This is a genomic window from Amycolatopsis minnesotensis (assembly GCF_039529815.1).
Classification (GTDB): Bacteria; Actinomycetota; Actinomycetes; order Mycobacteriales; family Pseudonocardiaceae; genus Amycolatopsis; species Amycolatopsis minnesotensis.
Window position 1 is genome coordinate 1 of the sequence record NZ_BAAANN010000047.1, and the last position, 20,349, is coordinate 20,349.

Here is a 20,349-nt window from a genome sequence, read left to right on the forward strand (position 1 = left end):
CTGGCTACACACCTACAATCACCACCGCGGCCACACCGCACTCACCGGCAAACCACCCGCCAGCCGCGTCCCCAACCTCACAGGGCAATACACCTAGTCCTCAGTGGAGTGTGAACCGTGGTGACCTTCTTCTGGTGCGTGCTCGGCGCGCTCATCGCGGGCTACTTCGCGCTCGCGGGCAACGACTACGGCACCGCGATCCTGCTGCGCACGCTCACCCGCGACGAACCGGAGCGGCGGCGGGCGCTCGGCGCGATCGGGCCGTTCTTCCTGGCCAACCAGGTCTGGCTGGTGGCGGCCGTCGGCGTGCTCTTCGGCGCGTTCCCCCACCTGGAAGGAAAGCTCTTCGCCGGTGCGTACCTGGTGGTCGTGCTGCTGCTGACCGGGCTCGTCATGGTCACCGCCGCCGTCCAGCTCCGCAGCAGGCGCCCCGACGGCGAACGGCGGGCGTGGGACGGGCTGATCGTCACCGGCGCGGTGCTCACCACGGGATCGTGGGGGCTGTTCGTCGGCAACCTCGTGCGCGGGCTGCCGGTCGAAGGGCGCACCGTCACCGAGCTGTTCGACCTGCACTCCGTGGTGTGGGCAGCCGGTTTCGTGGCGCTGTTCTCGTTGCAGGGCGCGGTGTTCCTCGCCGCGCGCGGCAGCGACGAGATCGCCGCCAGGGCACGGCGGCTGGCCCGCGTGCTGCTGCCCCCGGTCGTTTCGTTCGTGCTCGTGGTGACCGCGTGGACGGCACTCGACCAGGGTGCCGCCATCGAGAACCCGGCGGCAGGCATCGGCACGGCGGCACTCGCGCTGGTCGCGCTGCTGGTGACCTGGCTCGCGCTCGCCGCGCACCGGCCGCGGACGGCGCTGCTCGGCTGCATGGTGCTGGCCACGACACCGGCGCTGGCCGTCGGCCTGCTCCGGTACCCGCGGGTCCTGATCTCGACCGAACACCCCGGTGGCGGCCTCACCGTGGCGCAGTCCGCGAGCGCGCCGGAAACGCTCGACGTGCTCATGGTCGTGACACCGCCGGTGCTGGTGCTGGTGGCCGCCGTGCAGGGCTGGACCTGGCTGGCGAACCGCCGCCGGGTCGGCGCCGCCTCGGTCCTGCACTTCTAGGCGGCCGGGATGAGACAGCTACCCGGTGTCCGCCGGTACCTGGTCCGGCTGGGCCTGCTGAACGCGGTCGCGGCGGCGATCGTCCTGCTGCTCGCGGAATCGCTCGCGTCGGTGCTCACCGCACCGGCGACGACGACCGTGGCACTGCTCGCTGGCGTCGCGGTCGCGCGCGGGCTGCTCTTCTGGGCCCACGGCGCGCTGACCGGGCGCCAGGCCGCCGCGGTGAAGGAAACGCTGCGCGCCAAGGTGTTCTCGTCACTGACCGTCCGAAGTGGAGTGGATCCCGGCGAGGCCGCGACGCTGGTCACCAAGGGGGTCGGCGCGGTCGACGGGTACGTCGCGGACTACCTCCCCGCACTGGTGTCCTCGGTCGTCCTGCCGATCGCGGTGCTGGTCCGGCTGTGCGTCGCGGACCTGGCCTCCGCGCTGGTCATCGCCGTGACGCTGCCGCTCATCCCGGTGTTCGCGGTCCTCGTCGGCAAGCACACCAAGGCCCGCACCGCGAAGCGATGGCTGCTGATGTCCACTTTGGGCGGTCACTTCCTGGACGCGGTGACCGGGCTCACCACGCTGAAGCTGTTCGGCAGGGCGCGTGCACAGGCGCGGGTGGTGCGGGCGATGGCGGACGCGCACGCCGGCACCACCATGCGGACGCTGCGGACGGCCTTCCTCTCCGGCCTCGTGCTCGAACTGGTCGCGACACTGTCCGTCGCGCTCGTCGCGGTGCCGGTCGGTTTCCGCCTGCTGGCAGGCGGTTTGGACGCGCACACGGCGGTGCTCGTCCTGTTGCTCGCCCCGGAGGCTTACCTGCCGCTGCGGGCCGCGGGCGCGCGGTTCCACGCGAGCGCGGACGGGCTCGCCGCGTTGGCGAAGGTCGCCGAACACGCGCCCGCACCGGCACCGGCGCGGACGCTGAGCAGGCCGCCGGATCTCCGCACCGCGACGATCCGGTTCGACCGCGTGACCGTGTGCCACGGCGACACCGTCGCACTGTCCGAAGTGGACTTAACCGTCGAACCGGGCGAGCGGCTCGCGCTCGTCGGGCGCAGCGGCGCCGGGAAGAGCACCGTGCTTTCGGTACTGCTCGGGTTGACCGAGCCGTCGGCGGGCCGGGTGCTCGTCGGCGGGGCGGATCTTCGCGAGGTCGACCAGGAAGCCTGGCGCGCGCGGGTCGCGTGGCTGCCGCAGCGGCCGACGCTGTTCGCGGCGTCGATCACCGAGAACCTGACGCTCGGCCACGCGCGGACGCCGGCCGAGATCGCGGCGGCGACGAAGGCCGCGATGCTCGACGACGTGATCACCGCACTCCCGGACGGCCGTGCCACACGTCTCGGCGAACGCGGACTGGGGCTGTCTTCCGGGCAGCGCCAGCGCATCGGGCTGGCGCGGGCGCTGCTGCGCACCGAAGCGGACCTGCTCCTGTTCGACGAACCGACGGCGCGGCTCGACAACCGGACGGAGGCCGCGGTGCTCGCCGCGGCGCGCGCCGTGCTGCCCGGCCGCACCGCCGTGCTGGTGGCGCACCGCCCCGCGCTGCTCACCGTGGCCAGCCGGGTCGCCGAACTGCGCGGCGGCCGGATCGCGGGTGCGTCGTGTGCGGCATGACGGTATGGGGTGTCACCCGTGCGGACGTCCGCAGGCTCGCGGTGGCGACCGTGCTGGCCGCCTGCGCCGAACTCGCCGGGCTGCTGCTGATGGCGACCGCGGCCTGGCTGCTCCTGCGCGCCGCCGAGCAGCCGCCGATCGCCGCGCTGACGGTCGCGATCATCGCGGTGCGCGCGCTGGCCCTGCTGCGCGGCGGCCTGCGCTACGCCGAACGGCTCGCCGGGCACGAAGTGGTGCTGCGGTACCTCGGTGCGCTGCGCGGGCGCGTGTACGAAACGCTGACGGCACGGCGTTCTTCCCGGTTTTCCGGTGGCGACCTGCTCTCCCGGCTGGTGTCCGATGTGGACGCCGCGCAGGACGCGGTGCTGCGCTGCCTGCTCCCGGCGCTGGTCGCGCTGGTCGTGGGCATGGCCGCGGTGACCGGCGCGCTGCTGTTCTCCGCACCCGCCGCGCTGGCGCTCGTCGCCGGGCTGGTACTGGCGGGCGTGCTGCTCCCCGTGCTGTCCGCGCGTTCGGCACGGCGCGCGGCCGATGCCGACGCCCCCGCGCTCGCGGCACTGGCCGACTCCGCGATCGACCTCGCGCGCGGCGCCGTCGAACTGCGCGCCTTCGGCGCGGCGGACCGCGCGGTGGCCGCGGCCCGGACCGTCGCAAGTGGACTCTCCGCACGTGAGCGACGGCGGGCGGGTTCGCCGCTACCCGGTGCGGGAGCGGCGATCCAGGTGCTCACGACGCTCGCGGTGTGCGTCACCGCTGGTGGACTGGGCCTGCCCGCGATCGCCGCGCTCGGGCTCGGCACGATGGCGGTGTTCGAGACCGTCCTCCCGCTCGCCACCGCCGCCCGGCGCTGGGCCGAGGTCCGCGAACCGCTGCGGCGGCTGCACCAGCTCCTGTCCGAACCCGCGCCCCGTGACGGCAGTTGCCCGGTACCCGCCGCGAACGTCCACTTGCGACTTCGCGGTGCCGGTCTCCGCTACCCCGGCCGCCCGGCACCTGCGCTCACCGGCGTCGATCTCGACCTCCCGCAGGGCAGGCTCGTCGCGCTCGTCGGGCCGAGCGGGTCCGGTAAGAGCACGCTGCTCGCGGCGCTCGCAGGACAGGTCGAGACCACCGCGGGCGCGGTGACGCTAAACGGGCGGGCGCTCGGCGCCTACCCCGCCGAGCGCCTGCCGGTCTCCGGCGCACTCGCCGACGCGCACGTGTTCCGCGCGACCGTCCGCGAGAACCTGTTGCTGGCCAAGCCTTCCGCCAGCGACGACGAGTTGCTGGCGGCGTGCCGCGCGGCCGGTTCCGAGGCCGAACTCGACCGGCTCCCCGGCACCGACGGCGCCGCGATGTCCGGCGGGCAACGGCAACGGCTGCTGCTGGCCAGGGCGCTGCTCTCGGACGCGCCGGTGCTCCTGCTCGACGAGCCGGTGGAGGGCCTCGACCCCGCGCACGCGGACGCGGTGCTGCGGTCGGTGCTCACCGCCGCGGCGGGGCGGACGGTCGTGCTGGCCACCCACCAGCCCGCGCCGCTGCCCGGCTTCGACGAGATCCTCGTGCTCGACGAAGGCGAGGTCGTCGAACGCGGCACGCACGCCGAGCTCGTCGCCCGTGCCGGTTACTACGCCGAGCACTACCTCCCATCACCCGGACGTGCACATATGCCTTGACCGGAACATAGCTGTAGTGGCATATTGGCGGGCATCGACCACGAAGGAGACGCCATGGATCGCGGCACGTTCATCGAGCACGAGGGCAGGCCGGCGGTGCGGTTCCAGCGCACCTACGCCCACCCCGTGGACCGCCTGTGGGCGGCCATCACCCGTACCGAGGACCTCGCGCACTGGTTCCCGTCGAAGGTGGCGCTCGAAGGCGAAGTCGGCGGCACGGTGTCGTTCTCGCACGACCCGAACGTCGACGACGACCATGGCACGGTGCTCGCCTACGACCCGCCGCACAGGCTGGCCTTCACCTGGGGCGGCGACGAGCTGCACTTCGAGCTGGCACCGGCGGCGGGCGGGTGCACGCTGACCCTGATCAACGTGCTCGAAGCGCGCGACACCGCCGCGCGCAACGCGGCCGGCTGGGCCGTCTGCCTCGCCGAGCTGGGCAAGTACGTCGCCGACGGGTCCGCCGACGGCCCGCACAGCGACTCCGCCGAACCGTGGCGGCCGCTGTACGAAGCCTACGTCGCGGCCGGAATGCCTTCCGGCGCCCCGATTCCCGGCGCCTGATCCCGATGCCCCAACGGGCGCCTTGAGGGATCAAGCCCCGGTTGCTCCGCGCTTCCGCCACCCATCGCACCGGAATCGACGCGCGCGCATCACCGGCAGGGCCCCGCCCCGACCTCCGCAGGAGCATCCTCGAGGGCAGCGGCTACCCGGCGAGCACGTGCCGCATCGGGGGGCGGTCGGCCACCAGTACCTCGGTGACGTCCGGCAGCCATTCCCCGGAAACCTGCACGAACTGGGTCAGGTCCGCACTGCCGCCCGCCTCCACCCCCGCGCGGGCGAGCGCGGTGCCGAGTATCTGCCTCGCCATCACCCCGAGCTGCAGCAGCGACCGGTTGCGGTGCTTGCGGACGCCGAGGTTGACCTGCGCGAGCCCGTCGAGGCCGTAGGCCGCCTCGGCGTCCATCAGCAGCCCGATCTCCACGCCGTACCCCGCCGCGAACGGCACCGACTCCAGGAACTCCCGCGTCGCCGCGTATTCGCCGCCGAGGGGCTGGATGATCCCGGACAGCGCCGGCCGCAGTGCGGCGAGCACCGGGCGCGCCAGCAGCTCGGTCACCCGGCCGCCACCGGTGCCCAGCTCGGCCGTCTCCAACCGCAGCGGGCGGCGGTAGAACCCCTTCACCAGGTGCACGCCCGGCGCGGTGAGCAGCGGCCCGAGCAGCGCGGGCACGAAGGCCGGGTCCGGGTCGACCAGGTCGGAGTCGAGGTAGACGACGAGGTCGCCTGCCGTCGCCGCGAGCGCGCGCCAGAGCACCTCCCCCTTGCCGGGCAACGGTTCCAGCGACGGCAGCACGTCCTCGCGGCGCACCACCCTCGCCCCCGCGGCGGCCGCGACCTCGGCCGTGGCGTCGGTGGATCCCGAGTCGACGACGACCAGCTCGTCGACGAGCGTGCCGAGCAGCGGGCGCACGGACGCGACCACCGCGCCGACCGTCTCCTCCTCGTCGAGCGCGGGCATCACGACCGACACCATCCGGTCACCCTTCGCGGCGGCGAGCGCCTCGGGTGTCCACAGTGGGTTCTGCCACGTGCGCCGCTCGAACCACCTCATGACCGACGATCGTGCCATGCTGGACGCGGTACCCAGCCAAGGAGGACATGTTGGTTCAGTGGTTCGTCCGTTTCGTACTCGCCCCGCTGGCGCGGATGATCTACCGGCCGGTGGTCCACGGCATCCAGAACGTGCCCGCGACCGGCCCCGTCGTCATCGCGGCGAACCACAGGGCGGCGCTCGACACCGCGGTCATCCCGTTCGTCACACCGCGCCCGGTGAAGTTCCTCGGCAAGGCGGAGTACTTCGAAGGCAAGGGTTTCAAGGGCCGGTTCGTCGCGGCCTTCCTCACCGGGCTCGGGTACATCCCGGTGGAGCGCGGCAACGCACAGGCCGGGCTCGCCGCGCTCGAAGCGGGCCGCAAGGTGCTCACCGACGGCGGCGCGTTCGGGATCTACCCCGAGGGCACCCGCTCGCTCGACGGCAGGCTGCACCGCGGCCACACCGGCGTCGCCGCGCTGGCGCTGGCCACCGGCGCGCTGGTCGTCCCCGCCGCGCTGAGCGGCACCGAGAAGCTGCAGCCGAACGGCAAGCGCATCCCGCGGCCGGCGCGGATCACGATCACCTTCGGCCGCCCGATCGACTTCTCCCGCTACGAGGGGCTCGACGCGTCACCGGCGATCCGGCGCGCGGCCACCGACGAGGTCATGTACGCCATCGCCGAACTCTCCGGCCAGGAGTACGTGGACAAGTACCACAAGCGCCCCAACGAAGCCGCCTGAGTCACCGCACCCACTTGTCGACGGTGGGGGCCTCGTACTTCGCGAAGGCGTCCAGCAGCACGGCCGGGTCCTCGTCGACGAACAGCAGCTCGCGGTGCTGTGTGCGCAGGAAGCCCTCGTCGACCATGTGGTCGACGAACTCGCGCAGCCGCGTGTAGTACCCGCCGACGTCGACCAGGCCCAGCGGCTTCCCGTGCAGGCCGAGCTGGGCCCAGGTCCAGATCTCGAACAGCTCCTCGAGGGTGCCCGCGCCGCCGGGCAGCGCCAGGAAGCCGTCGGAGAACTCGGCCATCCTGGCCTTGCGCTCGTGCATGTCCGCGACGACGTGCAGCTCGGTCAGCCCGGCGTGCGAGATCTCGACCCGGCTCAGGTGCTGCGGGATGACCCCGATGACCTCACCGCCCGCGGCGAGCGCGGCGTCGGCGACGACACCCATCGTGCCGACGCTGGCGCCGCCGTAGACGAGCCCGATGCCGCGTTCGGCGAGCAGCTTGCCCAGCGCCGCCGCGCGCTCGGCGTACAGCGGCGAAAAGCCCATCGAAGAGCCGCAGAACACGCAGATGCGGTTAATGGGTGTCCTCCCATGCCTGGTACGACTCGAGCACCACGCGCACGGCGTCGTCGATGTCGTCGGTGACGTGGAGCAGGTCGAGGTCCTTCTCCGAGATCTTGCCCTCGGCCAGCAGCGTGCTGGCGATCCAGTCGTACAGCCCGCCCCAGTAGGACCGTCCGAAGAGGACGACCGGGAACTTGGTGACCTTTTTGGTCTGGACCAGCGTGAGCGCCTCGAACAGCTCGTCCAGCGTGCCGAACCCGCCTGGCAAGCAGATGAACGCCTGCGAATACTTGATGAACATGGTCTTGCGGGCGAAGAAGTAGCGGAAGTTCACGCCGAGGTCGACCCACGGGTTCAGGCCCTGCTCGAACGGCAGCTCGATGCCGAGCCCGATGGAGAACCCGCCCGCCTCGGACGCGCCGCGGTTGACCGCCTCCATCGCGCCGGGGCCGCCGCCGGTGATCGTGGCGAACCCGGCGTTCGCGAGCGCGGCGCCGATCTTGCGACCGAGTTCGTACTCGGGGTGCTCGCGCTTGGTGCGCGCGGACCCGAACACGGTGACCGCGCGCGGTACCTCGGCCAGCGCGCCGAACCCCTCGACGAACTCCGCCTGGATCCGCAGCACGCGCCAGGGATCGGTGTGCACCCAGTCGCTGGGGCCGCGGGAGTCCAGCAGCCGCTCGTCGGTGGTGCTGGTCTCTTCACGCCGGTCGCGGCGCAGCACGACCGGGCCGCGGTGCTTTTCGGGCGGGTGCTCCGGATACTGCTCGCCTGGCACGTCCGGTCGTGTCATCCGCCCATCGGCTCGTTGCTCACTCACCCGTGCTTTGTATCGCGCCAGCCGGGTTCGCGCTACCAGGTTCAGGCGCCCAGGAACGACCGTAAGACGGTTTTCACCTGCCGGATTTCCGCCGCGGCCACGTTCTCCCCCTGGCTGTGCGCGAGGGCGGGGTCACCGGGACCGTAGTTGACCGCGGGCATGCCGAGCGCGGCGAAGCGGGCGACGTCGGTCCAGCCAAGCTTGGCCATCGGCTGCCCGCCCGCGGCGGCCACCAGTTCCGCCGCGGCCGGTGCGCCGAGGCCGGGCAGCGCACCCGGGGAAAGGTCCACAATAGACAGTTCGAAACCGTCGAACACCTCGCGCAGGTGCTTTTCCGCCTGCTCCGGCGAACGGTCCGGCGCGAAGCGGTGGTTGACGGTGAGCACGGCCTCGTCCGGCACGACGTTGCCGGCGACACCGCCGGAGATCTTCACCGCCTGCAGCCCTTCGCGGTAGGTCAGGCCGTCGATCTTGGGGGTGCGCGGCCGGTAGTCGGACAGCAGCCGCAGCGGCTCGGAGAGCAGGTGGATCGCGTTCACGCCGCGCCACGCCCGCGCGGTGTGCGCGCGGGCGCCCGTGACGCGGATCTCCGCGCGCATGGTGCCCTGGCACCCGGCCTCGATCACCGCGTTCGACGGCTCGCCCACGATCGCGAGATCGGCGCGCAGCCAGCCGGGCAGCTCCCGTTCGATGCGGCCGAGCCCGTTGCGCACCGCCTCGACCTCTTCGCAGTCGTAGAAGACGAAGGTCACATCGTGCTTCGGCGCCGGGACGGTCGCGGCGAGGTGCAGGAACACCGCGTCGCCGCCCTTCATGTCGACGGTGCCCAGCCCGTGCAGGCGCTCCGCGTCGCCGGTGCCTTCCCGGCGGACCGGCAGGTTCGCGTTGACCGGCACGGTGTCGAGGTGCCCGGCGAAGATCACCCTGCCGGGGCGCCCGAGATCGGTCCTGGCGAGCACCGCGTTCCCGTTGCGCACGACCTCGAGGTGCCCGGCCTGGCTCTCCAGCGCTTCCTGCACGGCGTCGGCGATGGCGGCTTCGTCACCGGAAACGCTTTCGATGTCCACGAGCGCCGCCGTCAGGTCGACGGGGTCGGCGCCAAGGTCGAGAATGCTCACACGGGCACGCTACTAGCGCGTCCCGCCCTGAGTCCGCAGGCATCGCCACTGGGCGTACCGTCTGCGCCGTGCGGACGAGAATCGTGGCGGCGAGCGCGCTGGCCCTGCTGGCGGTCCTGGTTTCGGGGTGTTCCGGTGAAGCGGGGCCGAAGCCGAAGCCGCAGGCACCCGATCCCGGGATCTCCGGCCTCAAGGTGAAGCTCGAAGCACTCGTGGCGGACACCTGCTACTCCAAGCCGGGCGGCCAGGAGCCCAAGGGGTGTGAAAAGTACGTCACCCAGCTGGGTGGCACCGCGGGCACCGTGCACAAGCAGGCCGGGCTGGCCAAGAACCCGGGGCTCGACGGGTTCGCCACCGACCTCGACCACGGCGTCGACGCCTACCGGACGGGCGGGTGCACCACGGTCGCCTCGTCCGCGCCGGGTCCGTGCGTCGACTCGCTGACCGCGATCGCCCGCTCCCTCCGCGAGATCAAGAGCACCGTGGACGCGCTGCCCGACGCGTGATGACCAGCGCGGGCTGGGTTACCGTGTCGGCGTGAGCGAGCAGACCCCCACCCCCGAAAGCACCGGCGCGCACGGAGTCGGCCTGGCCACCGTGACCGTCGGCGGCGGCACCGTGCTGGACACCTGGTTCCCGCAGCCGAAGCTGACCGAGGCCACCAAGGGCACCGAGGCCACCGGCACCGAGCGGCTGAGCATGGAGCAGGCCGTCGAGGCGCTCGGCGAGTCCGTCGGCGCGCTGATCGGCGAAGACCCGGCACGCGGTGTCGAGGTCGTCGCGGTGCGCACCACCATCGGACGGCTCACCACCGCGCCCGCCGACGCGCACGACGTCTACCTGCGGCTGCACCTGCTCTCGCACCGGCTGGTCCGCCCGCACGGGCAGAACCTCGACGGCATCTTCGGGCTGCTGTCCAATGTGGTCTGGACGAACCACGGGCCGTGCCCGGTCGAAGGGTTCGAGGCGACCAGGCTCCGCCTGCGCGGCCGCGGCAACGTGACCGTGTACGGCATCGACAAGTTCCCGCGCATGGTCGACTACGTGAGCCCGTCCGGCGTCCGGATCGCCGACGCGGACCGCGCCCGCCTCGGCGCGCACCTGGCCACCGGCACCACGGTCATGCACGAAGGCTTCGTGAACTACAACGCGGGCACGCTCGGCGCGTCCATGGTGGAGGGCCGGATCTCGGCAGGCGTCGTGGTCGGCGACGGCTCGGACGTCGGCGGCGGGGCGTCGATCATGGGCACCCTCTCCGGCGGCGGCACCGAGGTCATCTCGCTCGGCGAGCGCTGCCTGATCGGCGCGAACGGCGGGTGCGGCATCTCGCTCGGCGACGACTCGGTGATCGAAGCGGGCCTGTACGTCACCGCGGGCTCCAAGGTGCTCTTCGACGGCAAGACGGTCAAGGCGCGCGAGCTGTCCGGCGCCACCGGCGTGCTCTTCCGGCGCAACTCCACGAACGGGCAGGTCGAGGCGGTTCCGCGGACCGGCACCGGCATCGAACTGAACGCCGCCCTGCACGCGAACGACTGAGCTTCTCCCCGGCAGGCGCCGACTGCCTGCGGTTAGCGGGCTAACCGCGCTCGGCGAGGGCGTTCGCGTTCTGGAAGGCACCTCCGCCGTTCACCTACCATTCATCTAATGAGCACCTCATCGTCCGCGCCGGCGCGGAGCGGCAAGAAGACCGCCAAGAAGGCAGCCGGGAAGGCAGCCAGGAAGTCGCTGAGCCCGACGGCGCTCGGGCTGCCCGCGAAACCGGTCAAGCCGCGCGCGAGCGATCCGCCCGCGACCCATCTGCGCGCGAAACTGGACGCGGACCTGCGCGCGGTGCTCAAGCACGAGCCGGGCACGCGCAGCGGCGTCGACCCCGAGGACCTGCACCAGATGCGGGTGTCCACCCGGCGCCTGCGCAGCATCCTCAAGACCGCGGGCGGCCCGCTCGGCTCCACCGCGGACGCCGCGCGCGCCGAACTCGGCTGGCTCGGCGGCGCGCTCGGTGAGGTCCGCGACTACGACGTGCTGATCGGGCACCTGCGCGAGGTGGTCGCCGAGTTCGAAACCGCGGACCAGCTCGCCGGGCACGAGCTGGTTTCGGTGTTCGTCGCCGAGCGCGCGCGGGCGAAGAAGCGGCTGAGGAAGGTGCTCGACAGCGAGCGGTACCGCATGCTGCTGCAGTCGGTCGCCCAGCTCACGCGTCGGCCCGACCACGAGCCCGAAGCCGCCGAAAAGTCCACAGTGGACGATTCGGATCCCGTCACCGCGCTGCGCACCCCGCACCGCAAGCTCGCGAAGGCGATCGCGGTGCTGCCCGCCGAGCCGCCCGACCCCGAACTGCACGCGCTCCGCATCAAGGGCAAGCGGCTGCGCTACGCCGCCGAACTCGCGCTCACGTCGGCGAAGAAGAAACGAGCCGATCGCGTGCGGAAGCTGATCAGCGCCACCAAGGACCTGCAGACGATCCTCGGCGACCACCAGGACGCCGTGGTGGCCGCCGACCGCATGCGCGAGCTCGTGCGGGGCGCCGCCGAGGGCAACGCGCGGATCGGGTTCATCGCGGGCCGGATCGCCGAGCGCGAGCTGGTGAAGCGGCTCGACACCCGCGCGCGCTGGCGCTCGGCGTGGCTGAAGGTCGACGCGGCCGCTCAGCGCGCGATGTAACCGTCGGGGCGGATGTCGACGACTGCGGCGGAGGTGACGGAGTACGCGCGGAAGGCGTGCCCGTCCTGGTCGAGCAGCTCATCACCGACGGGCGTTCCGCCCGCGGGGACGATCCGGTACGTGTGCTCACCACTCGCGGGCACGTCGCCGAAGACGAGCCGGGTGGCGTGCGGGCCGCGGAAGAGTTCGAAGAGCCGCACCTGCTTGCCCTCGGCGGTGCGCAGCGGCGCGTCCGGCGCCCGGTCCCCCGCCTGCACGGGACCGCCCCACGCGCCTTCGCGGTAGCTGACGTTGAGCTGTTGGGTTTCCTCGCCGCGCTCGTTGGCGTCCGGGTCCCCGTCGGTGTACTTGCGCATCAGCTTGGTGCTCACCTCCAGCACGTACTTCGCGATCGCCCGGCGCTCGGTCTCGTAGCTGGCGAGCAGCTCTTCCGACCCGTCCGCGAGCTTCCAGCCGAGGTTGTAGGCGTCCTGCACGCCGGTGTTGAGGCCCTGCCCGCCGGTCGGCGGGTGCACGTGGGCCGCGTCGCCCGCGAGAAACACGCGCCCGGACCTGAACCGCTCGGCGAGCCGCACGTTCGGGCGCCACACGGTGGACCAGACCAGTTCGGTCAGCTCCAGATCGGTCCGCCCGGAGAACCGGTCCACCTGCCGTTGCAGGACTTCCAGTGACGCCTCGGTGGCACCGTCCGGCAGCGGGGCGGCGAACTGGAAGTGCCGCCCGCCGGTCAGCGGGGTGAGCATGATCCCTTCCACCGGGTTCCCTTCGGCGGCGAACCAGTGCGCGTGCTCGTGGTCGAGCGCGTCGATGCGGACGTCGCCGAGCAGCATCCGGATGGACTCGTCGGTGACGCCCTCGAACGCGATGCCCAGCGCCTTGCGCACGAAACTGCGGCCGCCGTCGGTGCCGACGAGGTAGTCCGCCCGCACCGCCTCGTCCCGCCCATCGTGTCGCAGGGTCGCGGTGACCCCGTTTTCGTCCTGCGCGAAACCGACCAGCTCGGTGCCCAGCTCGACGGTGACCCCGAACTCGGCGAGCCGGTCGCGCAGGATTTCCTCGGTGCGGGACTGCCCGAGGAACCACGGGGTCGTGTACGGCGCGTCCGGCCGCGTCTCGGCCTTCGCGCCGAACTGCTCGCCCACCTCGGTGGTTTCGCCGCCGACGTGCATGAGCATCGGCCACGGCGGCGCGCCCGCGGCGAGCACCGCGTCGATGACGCCGAGGTCTTCGAACACTTCGAGCGTGCGCGGCTGCAGGCCGTCACCGCGGGATCCGGCGAAGAACTCCTGCCCCTTTTCGGCGATGCGGACGTCCACACCGCGGCGCGCGAGATCGATGGCGAGCGTGAGGCCGGTGGGACCGGCCCCGGCGACGAGAACCTGCATGACACCCCTCCAGTGAATTAAAATTCAGTGAATCTAGATTCAGAATGAAGGCTGTTAGCGTTCCTGTCAAGGAGGGCCATGACCACGAGCAGGAAAGAGAAGGCGGCTGAGACGGAGGCCGCGCTCAAGGCCGCCGCCGCACGGCTGTTCGTCGAGCGCGGCTACCTCAGCACGAAGATCACCGACATCACCCGGGAAGCCGGGCGGGCGGCCGGCTCCTTCTACAACCACTTCGCCAGCAAGGAAGCCCTGCTCGAAGCGCTGCTGAAGGACCTGGCCGACGCCGGGGACGAGGCCGCGGAGGAGCCGGGGCACAGTGCGGACTTCACCGACCCGGCCGCGATCCGCTACCACCTGCGGTCACTGTGGACGTTCTACCGCGACAACGCGGGCGCCATGCTCGCGGTGCGCCAGGCGGCGATGGTCGACGAGGGCTTCGGGACGACCATGCGCCAGTTCGGCACGGTCCAGCAGGAGGAGCTGCACGACCACCTCGACACGATCATCGCGTCGTCGGACATGAAGCTCCCCGGCACGCCCGAACTCAGCATCTCGATGATGACGCTGCTACTGGACTCCTTCGCGCACCAGTGGCTCTTCGGCCCCGCGATCGAGGGCGTGCGCAGGCCCGACGACGAGGAAGCCATCGAAGCGCTCACCAGGTTCATCTACCGGGGCCTGACCGGCAAGGACTACTGAGCCGCGTCTTCCTCGTGGCTCGGCGGGACTGCCCCGTGGGGGCGGCGCCCTGAAGGTGCCCTTTGGGGAATCTGACGCCGCGAAGGCGCCCTTGAAGGCACGCACTGGGATCTCGCGACTCGCGGAGCTTTCTCATTCCCGCACTTGTGCCCCAAAGGGACCCGCAGAGACGGGAACGTCGCGAATCTGGCCTTCGCGGGCCTGCCCAGCTCCAGGCCGCACGCCCCGAAGGCTCCCTTGAGGGAACCTGACGCCGCGAAGGCGCCCTTCAGCGCATGAAGGTCGCCGTGCCGCCCGCCGCGAAGGGCGAGATCGCGGCGTCAGATGCCCCCAAGGCGTCCTTCAGGGAAGGCACCGGACTTCCCAAGCTCACGCCTCTTCCCCATGTCCGCGCTGGCGCCCGAAAGGGGGCCGTCACGGGCGTGAACGCCGCGGATGCGACCTCGTAGGCCCGCCCTGCTCCGGAGCACATGCCCCGAAGGGACCCCTCAGGGAACCTGACACCGCGAAGGCGTCCTTCAGGGCATCAACATCGCCAAACCGCGCACCACGAAGGGCAAGATCGCGGCGTCGGACTCCCCGAAGGCCGCCAAGCCAGGGCCTCCGGCGAATCAGCTCGCGAGGCGGTCGGCGGCGGTTTCGACGCGTTCGTCGGTGCCGGTCAGCCCGATCCGCACGTGCTTCGCGCCGCTCGGGCCGTAGAAGGTTCCCGGCGCTACCAGGATGCCCCGGGCCGCGAGCCAGGCGACGGTCTGCCAGGCGTCCTCCTCGCGAGTGGCCCACAGGTAGAGCCCTGCCTCGGAGTGGTCGATGCGGAAACCACTGTCCGCCAACGCTTTCCGCAGCACCTGGCGGCGGCGTTCGTACCGCCCGCGCTGTGCGGCGAGCGCTTCGTCGTCGGTCAGCGCGACGACCATCGCCTCCTGCACCGGCCGCGGCACGATCATGCCCGCGTGCTTGCGGATCGCGAGCAGGTCTTCGACGAGCGCCGGGTCACCGGTGACGAACCCGGCGCGGTAGCTCGCGAGGTTCGCCGACTTCGACAGCGAGTGCACCGCGAGCAGGTTGTCGAACCGGCCGTCGCAGACCGACGGGTGCAGGATCGACACCGGTTCGGTCTCCCAGCCGAGCGCGAGGTAGCACTCGTCGGAGACCACCACGACATCGCGCTCGCGGGCCCATTCGACGACCTTGCGCAGGTGCTCCGGGCCGAGCACGCGGCCGGTCGGGTTGGACGGCGAGTTGAGCCAGATCATCGCGGGACGGCTCGGCCCGAGCTGGGTGAGCCCGTCCGCGCGGACGGCTTCGGCGCCGGCGAGGAGCGCGCCGACCTCGTAGGTCGGGTACGACAGCTCGGGGATGACCACCTGGTCGCCGGGCCCGGCGCCGAGCAGGCGCGGCAGCCAGGCGACGAGTTCCTTCGACCCGATGGTCGGGAGCACGGCGACCGGGTCGAGGCCGGAGATGCCGTGCCTGCGGCGCAGCGCGTCGATCGCGGCGCTGCGCAGCGCGGGCGTGCCGTGCGTGGCCGGGTAGCCGGGGATGTCCGACACCGAGGCCAGCGCGTCACGGATGCCAGCCGGAACCGGGTCGACCGGCGTGCCGATCGAGAGGTCCACCACTCCGCCGGGGTGGGACCTCGCCTTGTCGCCGTACTCGGTCAGCGCGTCCCACGGGAAGTCGGGAAGCGCGGAAGCCGCTGGGCTCATTCGCCCTGCGGCGCGAGTGCCTTGATCCAGTCGGGGTCATCGCTGACCTTGCCGACCTTGGACGCCCCGCCGGGTGATCCGAGCTTGTCGAAGAAGTCCACGTTGGCCTTCGTGTAGTCGGCCCAGTCGTCGGGAACGTCGTCCTCGTAGTAGATGGCCTCGACCGGGCACACCGGCTCGCAGGCACCGCAGTCGACGCACTCGTCGGGGTGGATGTAGAGCATCCGGTCGCCCTCGTAGATGCAGTCGACGGGGCACTCGTCGATGCAAGCCTTGTCGAGCACATCGACGCAGGGCTCGGCGATCACATAGGTCACTGCGCTCTCCTGCTGTTCCTCAAGTTCGTCACTCCTTGGCGCCCGGCCGACATTACGCGGCCTCGGGCGTCCCTTCCCTGGTGAGGCAACCCTTAGCGGACGGCACACCCAGGCGCGGCATACTCCCGGTATGGCGACGTTACCGCGATTTGCGGCCCCGCGGCGGCGGCGTCCTGTTGTCGCCGGTGACCACGAACCGCGGCTTCGGCTTCTCCCCGGAATCCCCGGAGTCCCCGGTCTTCTTCGCCCCGACGGCCCGGTTGAAGCCTTCGGCGATCTCCTTGACGAGGTCGTCGTTGTGCCGGTCGTCCTTGCGCGCGATGCTCATCGACCCTCCCTGCTCCTTCGCGGGCTCCTCGTCACAATCTAACGCGTGATGACCAGCGAAGCGCTCGAATCCGCCTGTGCGGCCGCATGGCGGGCACCGGTGCGGGCCCGGCTGGGCGACTGGCTGCTGCGCTGGGCGGACGGGTTCACCGGACGGGCCAACAGCGCGCTCGCCCTCGGTGACCCCGGCGTGCCCGTGCCCGAGGCGCTGCGCGCGGTGTGTGAGTTCAGCCACTCCCACGGCATTCCCCCGATCGCGCAGGTGATACACGGCAGTGCGGCCGAGGCCGCCATCGCCGCCGCGGGCTGGATCGAGCACAGCGCGCACCCGGCCGGTCACGAAGTGTCGGTCCTGCTCGGTGACGCGGGGTCCGCGCCGGGCGACGCCGAAGTACTGGCGGAGCCCACCGGCGAATGGTGGGAGCTGTGCGCGGGCACCTCGGCGCCGTCGGAAGCGCAGCGGTACGTCCTGACCACCGGCGACATCGGCTACGGCGTGGTCCACGACGGTGGCAGGGTGGCCGGCGCGGTGCGCGCCGCGGTCGTCGGCGACCTGCTGCACGTATCCAGGCTCGCGGTGCGCCCCTCTTGTCGGCGGCGCGGGTTCGCGGTCGCCCTGATGGCCGCGGCGGGCCAGTGGGCGAACCACCGGGAATGCGCCTTGCAGGTCTCGGTAAGGAACGCGCCCGCGCTCGCGTTGTACGGACGGCTCGGGTTCACCGAGCACCACCGGTACCGGTACTGGGTGCCACCACAGACCACGTGCGAGGATCCGAAGTCGTGAAAATCGTTGTAGTCGTCGGCGGGGTGGGCGGCGCCCGCTTCCTGCTCGGCGTGAAAGCCGCACTCGGCCTGCCCCCGATCGGGACGGTGTCCGATTCACCGCACGAGATCACCGCCGTGGTCAACACCGGCGACGACGTGTGGATGCACGGGCTCCGGATCTGCCCCGACCTCGACACCTGCATGTACACCCTCGGCGGCGGGATCGACACCGCCCGCGGCTGGGGGCACGCGGGCGAGACCTGGACGGTCAAGGAGGAGCTCGCGGCCTACGGCGCCGAGCCGAGCTGGTTCGGGCTCGGCGACAAGGACATCGCGACGCACCTGATCCGCACGCGCATGCTGCGCGCGGGCTATCCGCTCTCCGCGGTGACCGAAGCGCTGTGCGATCGCTGGCAGCCCGGTGTCCGCCTGCTGCCGATGTCGGACGACCGGGTGGAGACCCACGTCGTCGTCGACGACCCCGAGCAGCCGGAGCAGGAGAAGGCGCTGCACTTCCAGGAGTGGTGGGTCCGCTACCGCGCCGAGCTGCCCGCGCGGTCGATCGTGCCGATCGGCGCCGACGAGTCGGCGCCGGGCCCCGGCGTGCTGGACGCGATCGCGCAGGCCGACGCGGTGCTGCTGGCACCGTCGAACCCGGTGGTCTCGGTGGGCACCGTGCTGTCGGTGCCCGGCGTGCGCGAGGCGCTGCGCAAGACCGCGGGCGGCGTCGTCGGCATCTCCCCCATCATCGGCGGGAAGCCGTTGCGCGGCATGGCCGACGCGTGCCTCACCGCGATCGGGGTGGAGACCTCGGCGGAGGCCGTCGGACGGCACTACGGCGCACGGCAGACCACCGCGGACGGGGTGCTCGACGGCTGGCTCGTGCAGTCCGGCGAGTCGGCCGACGTGCCCGGTGTCGCGGTGCGCGCGGTACCCCTTCTCATGTCCGATGTGGACGCCACCGCGGCGATGGCGAAGGCCGCGCTCGAACTGTCCGGAGTGGACCTTGCCTGAAAAACCTGACCAGCCGCTGCCGGACCACGCGGCGCCCCGCATCGAGATCCTGCCCGTCGACGGCCTGCCGGAGTTCCGGCCTGGCGCCGACCTGACCGGGGCGATCGCCTCGGCAGCGCCGTGGCTGCGCTCCGGTGACGTGCTGGTGGTGACCAGCAAGATCGTCTCCAAGGCCGAGGGCAGGCTCGTCACCGTGCCCACCGACCCCGAGGCGCGCGACGCCGCGCGACGCAAGCTCGTCGAGGAAGAATCGGTCAGGGTGATCGCCCGCATCGCGCGGACGGTGATCACCGAGAACCGGCTCGGCATCGTGCAGGCCGCGTCCGGTGTGGACGCATCCAATGTGGCCGGGAACGAGGTGGCGCTGCTGCCGGCCGACCCGGACGCGAGCGCATTGGCGCTGCGCGACGGGTTGCGCGAGCGGCTCGGCGTGGAGATCGCGGTCGTGGTCACCGACACCATGGGCAGGGCGTGGCGGGTCGGGCAGACCGACGCCGCGATCGGCGCCAGCGGGCTGCGGGTGCTGCACGCCTACGCGGGCGCCGTGGACGAGCAGGGCAACGAGCTCGCGGTCACCGAGATGGCGATCGCCGATGAACTGGCCTCGGCGGCCGATCTGGTGAAGGGCAAGCTCGGCGGCACCCCGGTGGCCGTGGTGCGCGGGTTCGAAATCGCCGACGACGGCTCGACCGCGCGGAAGCTGGTCCGGCCCGTCGAGGAGGACCTGTTCCGGCTCGGCACGAACGAGGCACTGGCGCAGGGCAGGCGCGAAGCGGTGCTCACCCGCCGCTCGGTGCGCGCGTTCAGCGAGTCCGAAGTGGACCCCGAGACCATGCGCCGCGCGATCGGCGCGGCGCTGACCGCGCCCGCGCCGCACCACACGCGACCGGTCCGGTTCGTCTGGCTGCGCGACCCCGCGAAGCGGAAGGCGCTGCTGACCGCGATGCGGGAGTCGTGGCGCGCCGACCTCGCCGGTGACGAGTTCACCGACGAGCAGATCGAAAAACGGCTCAGCAGGGGCGACATCCTGTTCGACGCGCCGGAGGTGGTGATCCCGTTCCTGGTCCCCGACGGCGCGCACACCTACCCCGACGCGCGGCGCAACGCCTGCGAGCACACGATGTTCACGGTCGCCGCGGGCGCCGCCGTGCAGGGCCTGCTGGTGGCGCTGGCCGCCGAGGGCGTCGGCTCGTGCTGGATCGGTTCGACGATCTTCGCCGCCGATCTGGTGCGCGAGCAGCTCGAGCTCGGCGCGGACTGGGAGCCGCTCGGCGCCGTCGCGATCGGGCACCCCGTCGACGGCCCGCCCGCGGCGCGCGGCCCGCGCGAGCTGGCGGAAGGGCTGGTGGAGCTGTGACGCTGCGCGAGGACGCACTGTCCACTTTGGCGCGATGGCGGCCGCCGTCGGCAGGCCAGGAGTCGCTGCGGCAGGCGTTCACCGGGTTCCTGCTGGCACGCGAGGACTCGTGCGCCAGGTCGTGCGAGGCGGGGCACCTGACCGCGTCGGCGGTGCTGCTCGACGCGGACGGCGAGCGGGTGCTGCTGACCCTGCACCCCAGGGTGGGGCGCTGGCTCCAGCTCGGCGGGCACTGCGAACCCGAGGACGCCACGCTCGCCGGCGCCGCGCTGCGCGAAGCGCGCGAAGAGTCCGGAATGGACGGATTGGTGATCGACCAGGAGCCGGTGCACCTCGACGTGCACCCGGTGACCTGCTCGCTCGGCAAGCCGACGCGGCACTTCGACGTCCGGTTCACCGTGCGGGCGCCGCGCGGTGCGGAGCCGGTGCGCAGCGACGAGTCCGACGACCTGCGCTGGTGGCCGCTCGGCGGGCTGCCGTCCGGTTCGGAGGACCTCGGCGAACTCGTGGCGCTGGCGACGTCGTGATCGTCGGCTACGACCCGGCGTCCCCGGTGCCGCCCTACGAGCAGGTCCGATCGGGACTCGCGAACCGGATCAACGACGGCTCGCTCGCGGTGGGCGCGAAGCTGCCGACCGTGCGCGCGCTCGCCGGTGAACTCGGCATCGCGCCCAACACCATCGCGCGCGCCTACCGCGAACTCGAAGAAGCGGGCCTGATCGAGACGAGGGGCCGGGCGGGCAGCTTCGTCGGCGCGTCCGGCGACGAGACCAGGCAGCGCGCGAAGCAGGCCGCCGGTGACTACGCGGACACCGTCCGTGGCCTGGGAATTCCGGCCGACGAGGCGCTCGCGATCGTGCGGGCCGCGCTCGACCGGTCCTGAGTGGAATCGCCCGCCCGGATTCCCCCGTTCGGGT

General features: G+C 72.0%; 22 protein-coding genes. 14 read left to right on the forward strand and 8 right to left on the reverse strand.

Translation table 11 applies throughout. From position 1 onward, the window contains the following. Positions 1-117 precede the first annotated feature (117 nt). The 4 genes from ABD256_RS38355 to ABD256_RS38370 are packed head-to-tail and all read left to right on the forward strand — an operon-like array spanning position 118 to position 4,931. Positions 118-1,107, forward strand: coding sequence for a cytochrome d ubiquinol oxidase subunit II (locus tag ABD256_RS38355; RefSeq protein WP_344430270.1), 990 nt, complete (start codon positions 118-120; stop codon positions 1,105-1,107). Positions 1,108-1,116: 9 nt separating this feature from the next. Continuing rightward, complete coding sequence (gene cydD / locus ABD256_RS38360) at positions 1,117-2,712, forward strand: thiol reductant ABC exporter subunit CydD (protein ID WP_344430272.1); 1,596 nt, start codon at positions 1,117-1,119, stop codon at positions 2,710-2,712. Continuing rightward, positions 2,709-4,367 carry a thiol reductant ABC exporter subunit CydC gene (gene cydC, locus ABD256_RS38365; protein WP_344430274.1) on the forward strand — a complete coding sequence of 553 codons (1,659 nt, stop codon included), beginning with the start codon at positions 2,709-2,711 and terminating at the stop codon, positions 4,365-4,367. The genes cydD and cydC overlap by 4 nt, the downstream gene beginning before the upstream one ends. Before the next feature lie 54 nt (positions 4,368-4,421). Continuing rightward, the gene (locus tag ABD256_RS38370) at positions 4,422-4,931 is read left to right on the forward strand and encodes an SRPBCC family protein (RefSeq protein WP_344430276.1); all 510 of its coding nucleotides are present in this window, start codon (positions 4,422-4,424) and stop codon (positions 4,929-4,931) included. A gap of 142 nt (positions 4,932-5,073) precedes the next feature. On the opposite strand, the gene ABD256_RS38375 is transcribed toward ABD256_RS38370, so the two are convergent. Beyond that, the gene (locus ABD256_RS38375) at positions 5,074-5,982 is read right to left on the reverse strand and encodes a glucosyl-3-phosphoglycerate synthase (protein ID WP_344430278.1); all 909 of its coding nucleotides are present in this window, start codon (positions 5,980-5,982) and stop codon (positions 5,074-5,076) included. A 47-nt stretch (positions 5,983-6,029) separates the two neighbouring features. On the opposite strand from ABD256_RS38375, the gene ABD256_RS38380 reads away from it, so the two are divergent. Continuing rightward, positions 6,030-6,704, forward strand: coding sequence for a lysophospholipid acyltransferase family protein (locus tag ABD256_RS38380; RefSeq protein ID WP_425546591.1), 675 nt, complete (start codon positions 6,030-6,032; stop codon positions 6,702-6,704). 1 nt (position 6,705) lies between these two features. Here ABD256_RS38380 and ABD256_RS38385 read toward each other — a convergent pair whose 3' ends face one another. The 3 genes from ABD256_RS38385 to dapE all read right to left on the reverse strand — a co-directional run bounded on the left by ABD256_RS38385 (position 6,706) and on the right by dapE (position 9,198). Beyond that, positions 6,706-7,275, reverse strand: a complete 570-nt coding sequence (locus ABD256_RS38385) for an LOG family protein (RefSeq protein WP_344430374.1) — start codon at positions 7,273-7,275, stop codon at positions 6,706-6,708. Beyond that, on the reverse strand, positions 7,271-8,053 hold the full coding sequence (locus ABD256_RS38390) for an LOG family protein (RefSeq protein WP_344430376.1): 783 nt from the start codon (positions 8,051-8,053) through the stop codon (positions 7,271-7,273). The genes ABD256_RS38385 and ABD256_RS38390 overlap by 5 nt, the downstream gene beginning before the upstream one ends. A 68-nt stretch (positions 8,054-8,121) precedes the next feature. Further along, positions 8,122-9,198: a succinyl-diaminopimelate desuccinylase gene (gene dapE / locus ABD256_RS38395; protein WP_344430280.1), complete on the reverse strand. Its 1,077-nt coding sequence runs from the start codon at positions 9,196-9,198 to the stop codon at positions 8,122-8,124. 68 nt (positions 9,199-9,266) lie between these two features. Here dapE and ABD256_RS38400 point away from each other — a divergent pair, with 68 nt between their 5' ends. The 3 genes from ABD256_RS38400 (at position 9,267) to ABD256_RS38410 (ending at position 11,859) form a co-directional block, all read left to right on the forward strand. Then, positions 9,267-9,704 carry a hypothetical protein gene (locus ABD256_RS38400; RefSeq protein WP_344430282.1) on the forward strand — a complete coding sequence of 146 codons (438 nt, stop codon included), beginning with the start codon at positions 9,267-9,269 and terminating at the stop codon, positions 9,702-9,704. A gap of 31 nt (positions 9,705-9,735) precedes the next feature. Further along, positions 9,736-10,734 carry a 2,3,4,5-tetrahydropyridine-2,6-dicarboxylate N-succinyltransferase gene (dapD, locus tag ABD256_RS38405; protein ID WP_344430284.1) on the forward strand — a complete coding sequence of 333 codons (999 nt, stop codon included), beginning with the start codon at positions 9,736-9,738 and terminating at the stop codon, positions 10,732-10,734. 108 nt (positions 10,735-10,842) lie between these two features. Further along, positions 10,843-11,859, forward strand: coding sequence for a CHAD domain-containing protein (locus ABD256_RS38410; protein WP_344430286.1), 1,017 nt, complete (start codon positions 10,843-10,845; stop codon positions 11,857-11,859). Here ABD256_RS38410 and ABD256_RS38415 read toward each other — a convergent pair. Beyond that, the gene (locus ABD256_RS38415) at positions 11,844-13,244 is read right to left on the reverse strand and encodes an FAD-dependent monooxygenase (RefSeq protein WP_344430288.1); all 1,401 of its coding nucleotides are present in this window, start codon (positions 13,242-13,244) and stop codon (positions 11,844-11,846) included. The genes ABD256_RS38410 and ABD256_RS38415 overlap by 16 nt on opposite strands. A gap of 78 nt (positions 13,245-13,322) precedes the next feature. On the opposite strand from ABD256_RS38415, the gene ABD256_RS38420 reads away from it, so the two are divergent. After that, positions 13,323-13,943, forward strand: coding sequence for a TetR/AcrR family transcriptional regulator (locus ABD256_RS38420; RefSeq protein WP_344430290.1), 621 nt, complete (start codon positions 13,323-13,325; stop codon positions 13,941-13,943). 611 nt (positions 13,944-14,554) lie between these two features. Here ABD256_RS38420 and dapC read toward each other — a convergent pair. The 3 genes from dapC to ABD256_RS38435 all read right to left on the reverse strand — a co-directional run bounded on the left by dapC (position 14,555) and on the right by ABD256_RS38435 (position 16,297). Beyond that, entirely contained in the window at positions 14,555-15,652 is a 1,098-nt protein-coding gene (gene dapC / locus ABD256_RS38425; protein WP_344430292.1) for a succinyldiaminopimelate transaminase, read from the reverse strand. Beyond that, positions 15,649-15,969, reverse strand: coding sequence for a ferredoxin (gene fdxA, locus ABD256_RS38430; protein ID WP_215547583.1), 321 nt, complete (start codon positions 15,967-15,969; stop codon positions 15,649-15,651). Before fdxA ends, dapC begins: the two co-directional genes overlap by 4 nt. 139 nt (positions 15,970-16,108) lie before the next feature. After that, entirely contained in the window at positions 16,109-16,297 is a 189-nt protein-coding gene (locus tag ABD256_RS38435) for a hypothetical protein (protein ID WP_344430294.1), read from the reverse strand. Between the two features lie 48 nt (positions 16,298-16,345). Here ABD256_RS38435 and ABD256_RS38440 point away from each other — a divergent pair, with 48 nt between their 5' ends. From ABD256_RS38440 to ABD256_RS38460, 5 genes are read left to right on the forward strand one after another with little or no spacing between them, the layout of a single operon-like run. Then, the gene (locus ABD256_RS38440; RefSeq protein ID WP_425546593.1) at positions 16,346-17,080 is read left to right on the forward strand and encodes a GNAT family N-acetyltransferase; all 735 of its coding nucleotides are present in this window, start codon (positions 16,346-16,348) and stop codon (positions 17,078-17,080) included. Beyond that, the gene (cofD, locus tag ABD256_RS38445) at positions 17,077-18,075 is read left to right on the forward strand and encodes a 2-phospho-L-lactate transferase (RefSeq protein WP_344430298.1); all 999 of its coding nucleotides are present in this window, start codon (positions 17,077-17,079) and stop codon (positions 18,073-18,075) included. The genes ABD256_RS38440 and cofD overlap by 4 nt, the downstream gene beginning before the upstream one ends. A gap of 16 nt (positions 18,076-18,091) precedes the next feature. Continuing rightward, positions 18,092-19,432, forward strand: a complete 1,341-nt coding sequence (locus tag ABD256_RS38450) for a coenzyme F420-0:L-glutamate ligase (protein WP_344430378.1) — start codon at positions 18,092-18,094, stop codon at positions 19,430-19,432. Beyond that, positions 19,429-19,959, forward strand: a complete 531-nt coding sequence (locus ABD256_RS38455; protein ID WP_344430300.1) for an NUDIX hydrolase — start codon at positions 19,429-19,431, stop codon at positions 19,957-19,959. Before ABD256_RS38450 ends, ABD256_RS38455 begins: the two co-directional genes overlap by 4 nt. Further along, positions 19,956-20,315: a GntR family transcriptional regulator gene (locus ABD256_RS38460; RefSeq protein WP_344430302.1), complete on the forward strand. Its 360-nt coding sequence runs from the start codon at positions 19,956-19,958 to the stop codon at positions 20,313-20,315. Before ABD256_RS38455 ends, ABD256_RS38460 begins: the two co-directional genes overlap by 4 nt. Positions 20,316-20,349 lie beyond the last annotated feature (34 nt).

What these genes read in the sequence shown, in the direction of transcription:
- cydD (WP_344430272.1), top strand. Translation starts at nt 1,117, where the DNA reads ATGAGACAGCTACCCGGTGTCCGCCGGTACCTGGTCCGGCTGGGCCTG.
- cydC (WP_344430274.1), top strand. Translation starts at nt 2,709, where the DNA reads ATGACGGTATGGGGTGTCACCCGTGCGGACGTCCGCAGGCTCGCGGTG.
- ABD256_RS38370 (WP_344430276.1), top strand. Translation starts at nt 4,422, where the DNA reads ATGGATCGCGGCACGTTCATCGAGCACGAGGGCAGGCCGGCGGTGCGG.
- ABD256_RS38375 (WP_344430278.1), bottom strand. Translation starts at nt 5,982, where the DNA reads ATGAGGTGGTTCGAGCGGCGCACGTGGCAGAACCCACTGTGGACACCC.
- ABD256_RS38380 (WP_425546591.1), top strand. Translation starts at nt 6,030, where the DNA reads ATGTTGGTTCAGTGGTTCGTCCGTTTCGTACTCGCCCCGCTGGCGCGG.
- ABD256_RS38390 (WP_344430376.1), bottom strand. Translation starts at nt 8,053, where the DNA reads ATGACACGACCGGACGTGCCAGGCGAGCAGTATCCGGAGCACCCGCCC.
- ABD256_RS38410 (WP_344430286.1), top strand. Translation starts at nt 10,843, where the DNA reads ATGAGCACCTCATCGTCCGCGCCGGCGCGGAGCGGCAAGAAGACCGCC.
- ABD256_RS38415 (WP_344430288.1), bottom strand. Translation starts at nt 13,244, where the DNA reads ATGCAGGTTCTCGTCGCCGGGGCCGGTCCCACCGGCCTCACGCTCGCC.
- ABD256_RS38420 (WP_344430290.1), top strand. Translation starts at nt 13,323, where the DNA reads ATGACCACGAGCAGGAAAGAGAAGGCGGCTGAGACGGAGGCCGCGCTC.
- dapC (WP_344430292.1), bottom strand. Translation starts at nt 15,652, where the DNA reads ATGAGCCCAGCGGCTTCCGCGCTTCCCGACTTCCCGTGGGACGCGCTG.
- ABD256_RS38435 (WP_344430294.1), bottom strand. Translation starts at nt 16,297, where the DNA reads ATGAGCATCGCGCGCAAGGACGACCGGCACAACGACGACCTCGTCAAG.
- ABD256_RS38440 (WP_425546593.1), top strand. Translation starts at nt 16,346, where the DNA reads ATGACCAGCGAAGCGCTCGAATCCGCCTGTGCGGCCGCATGGCGGGCA.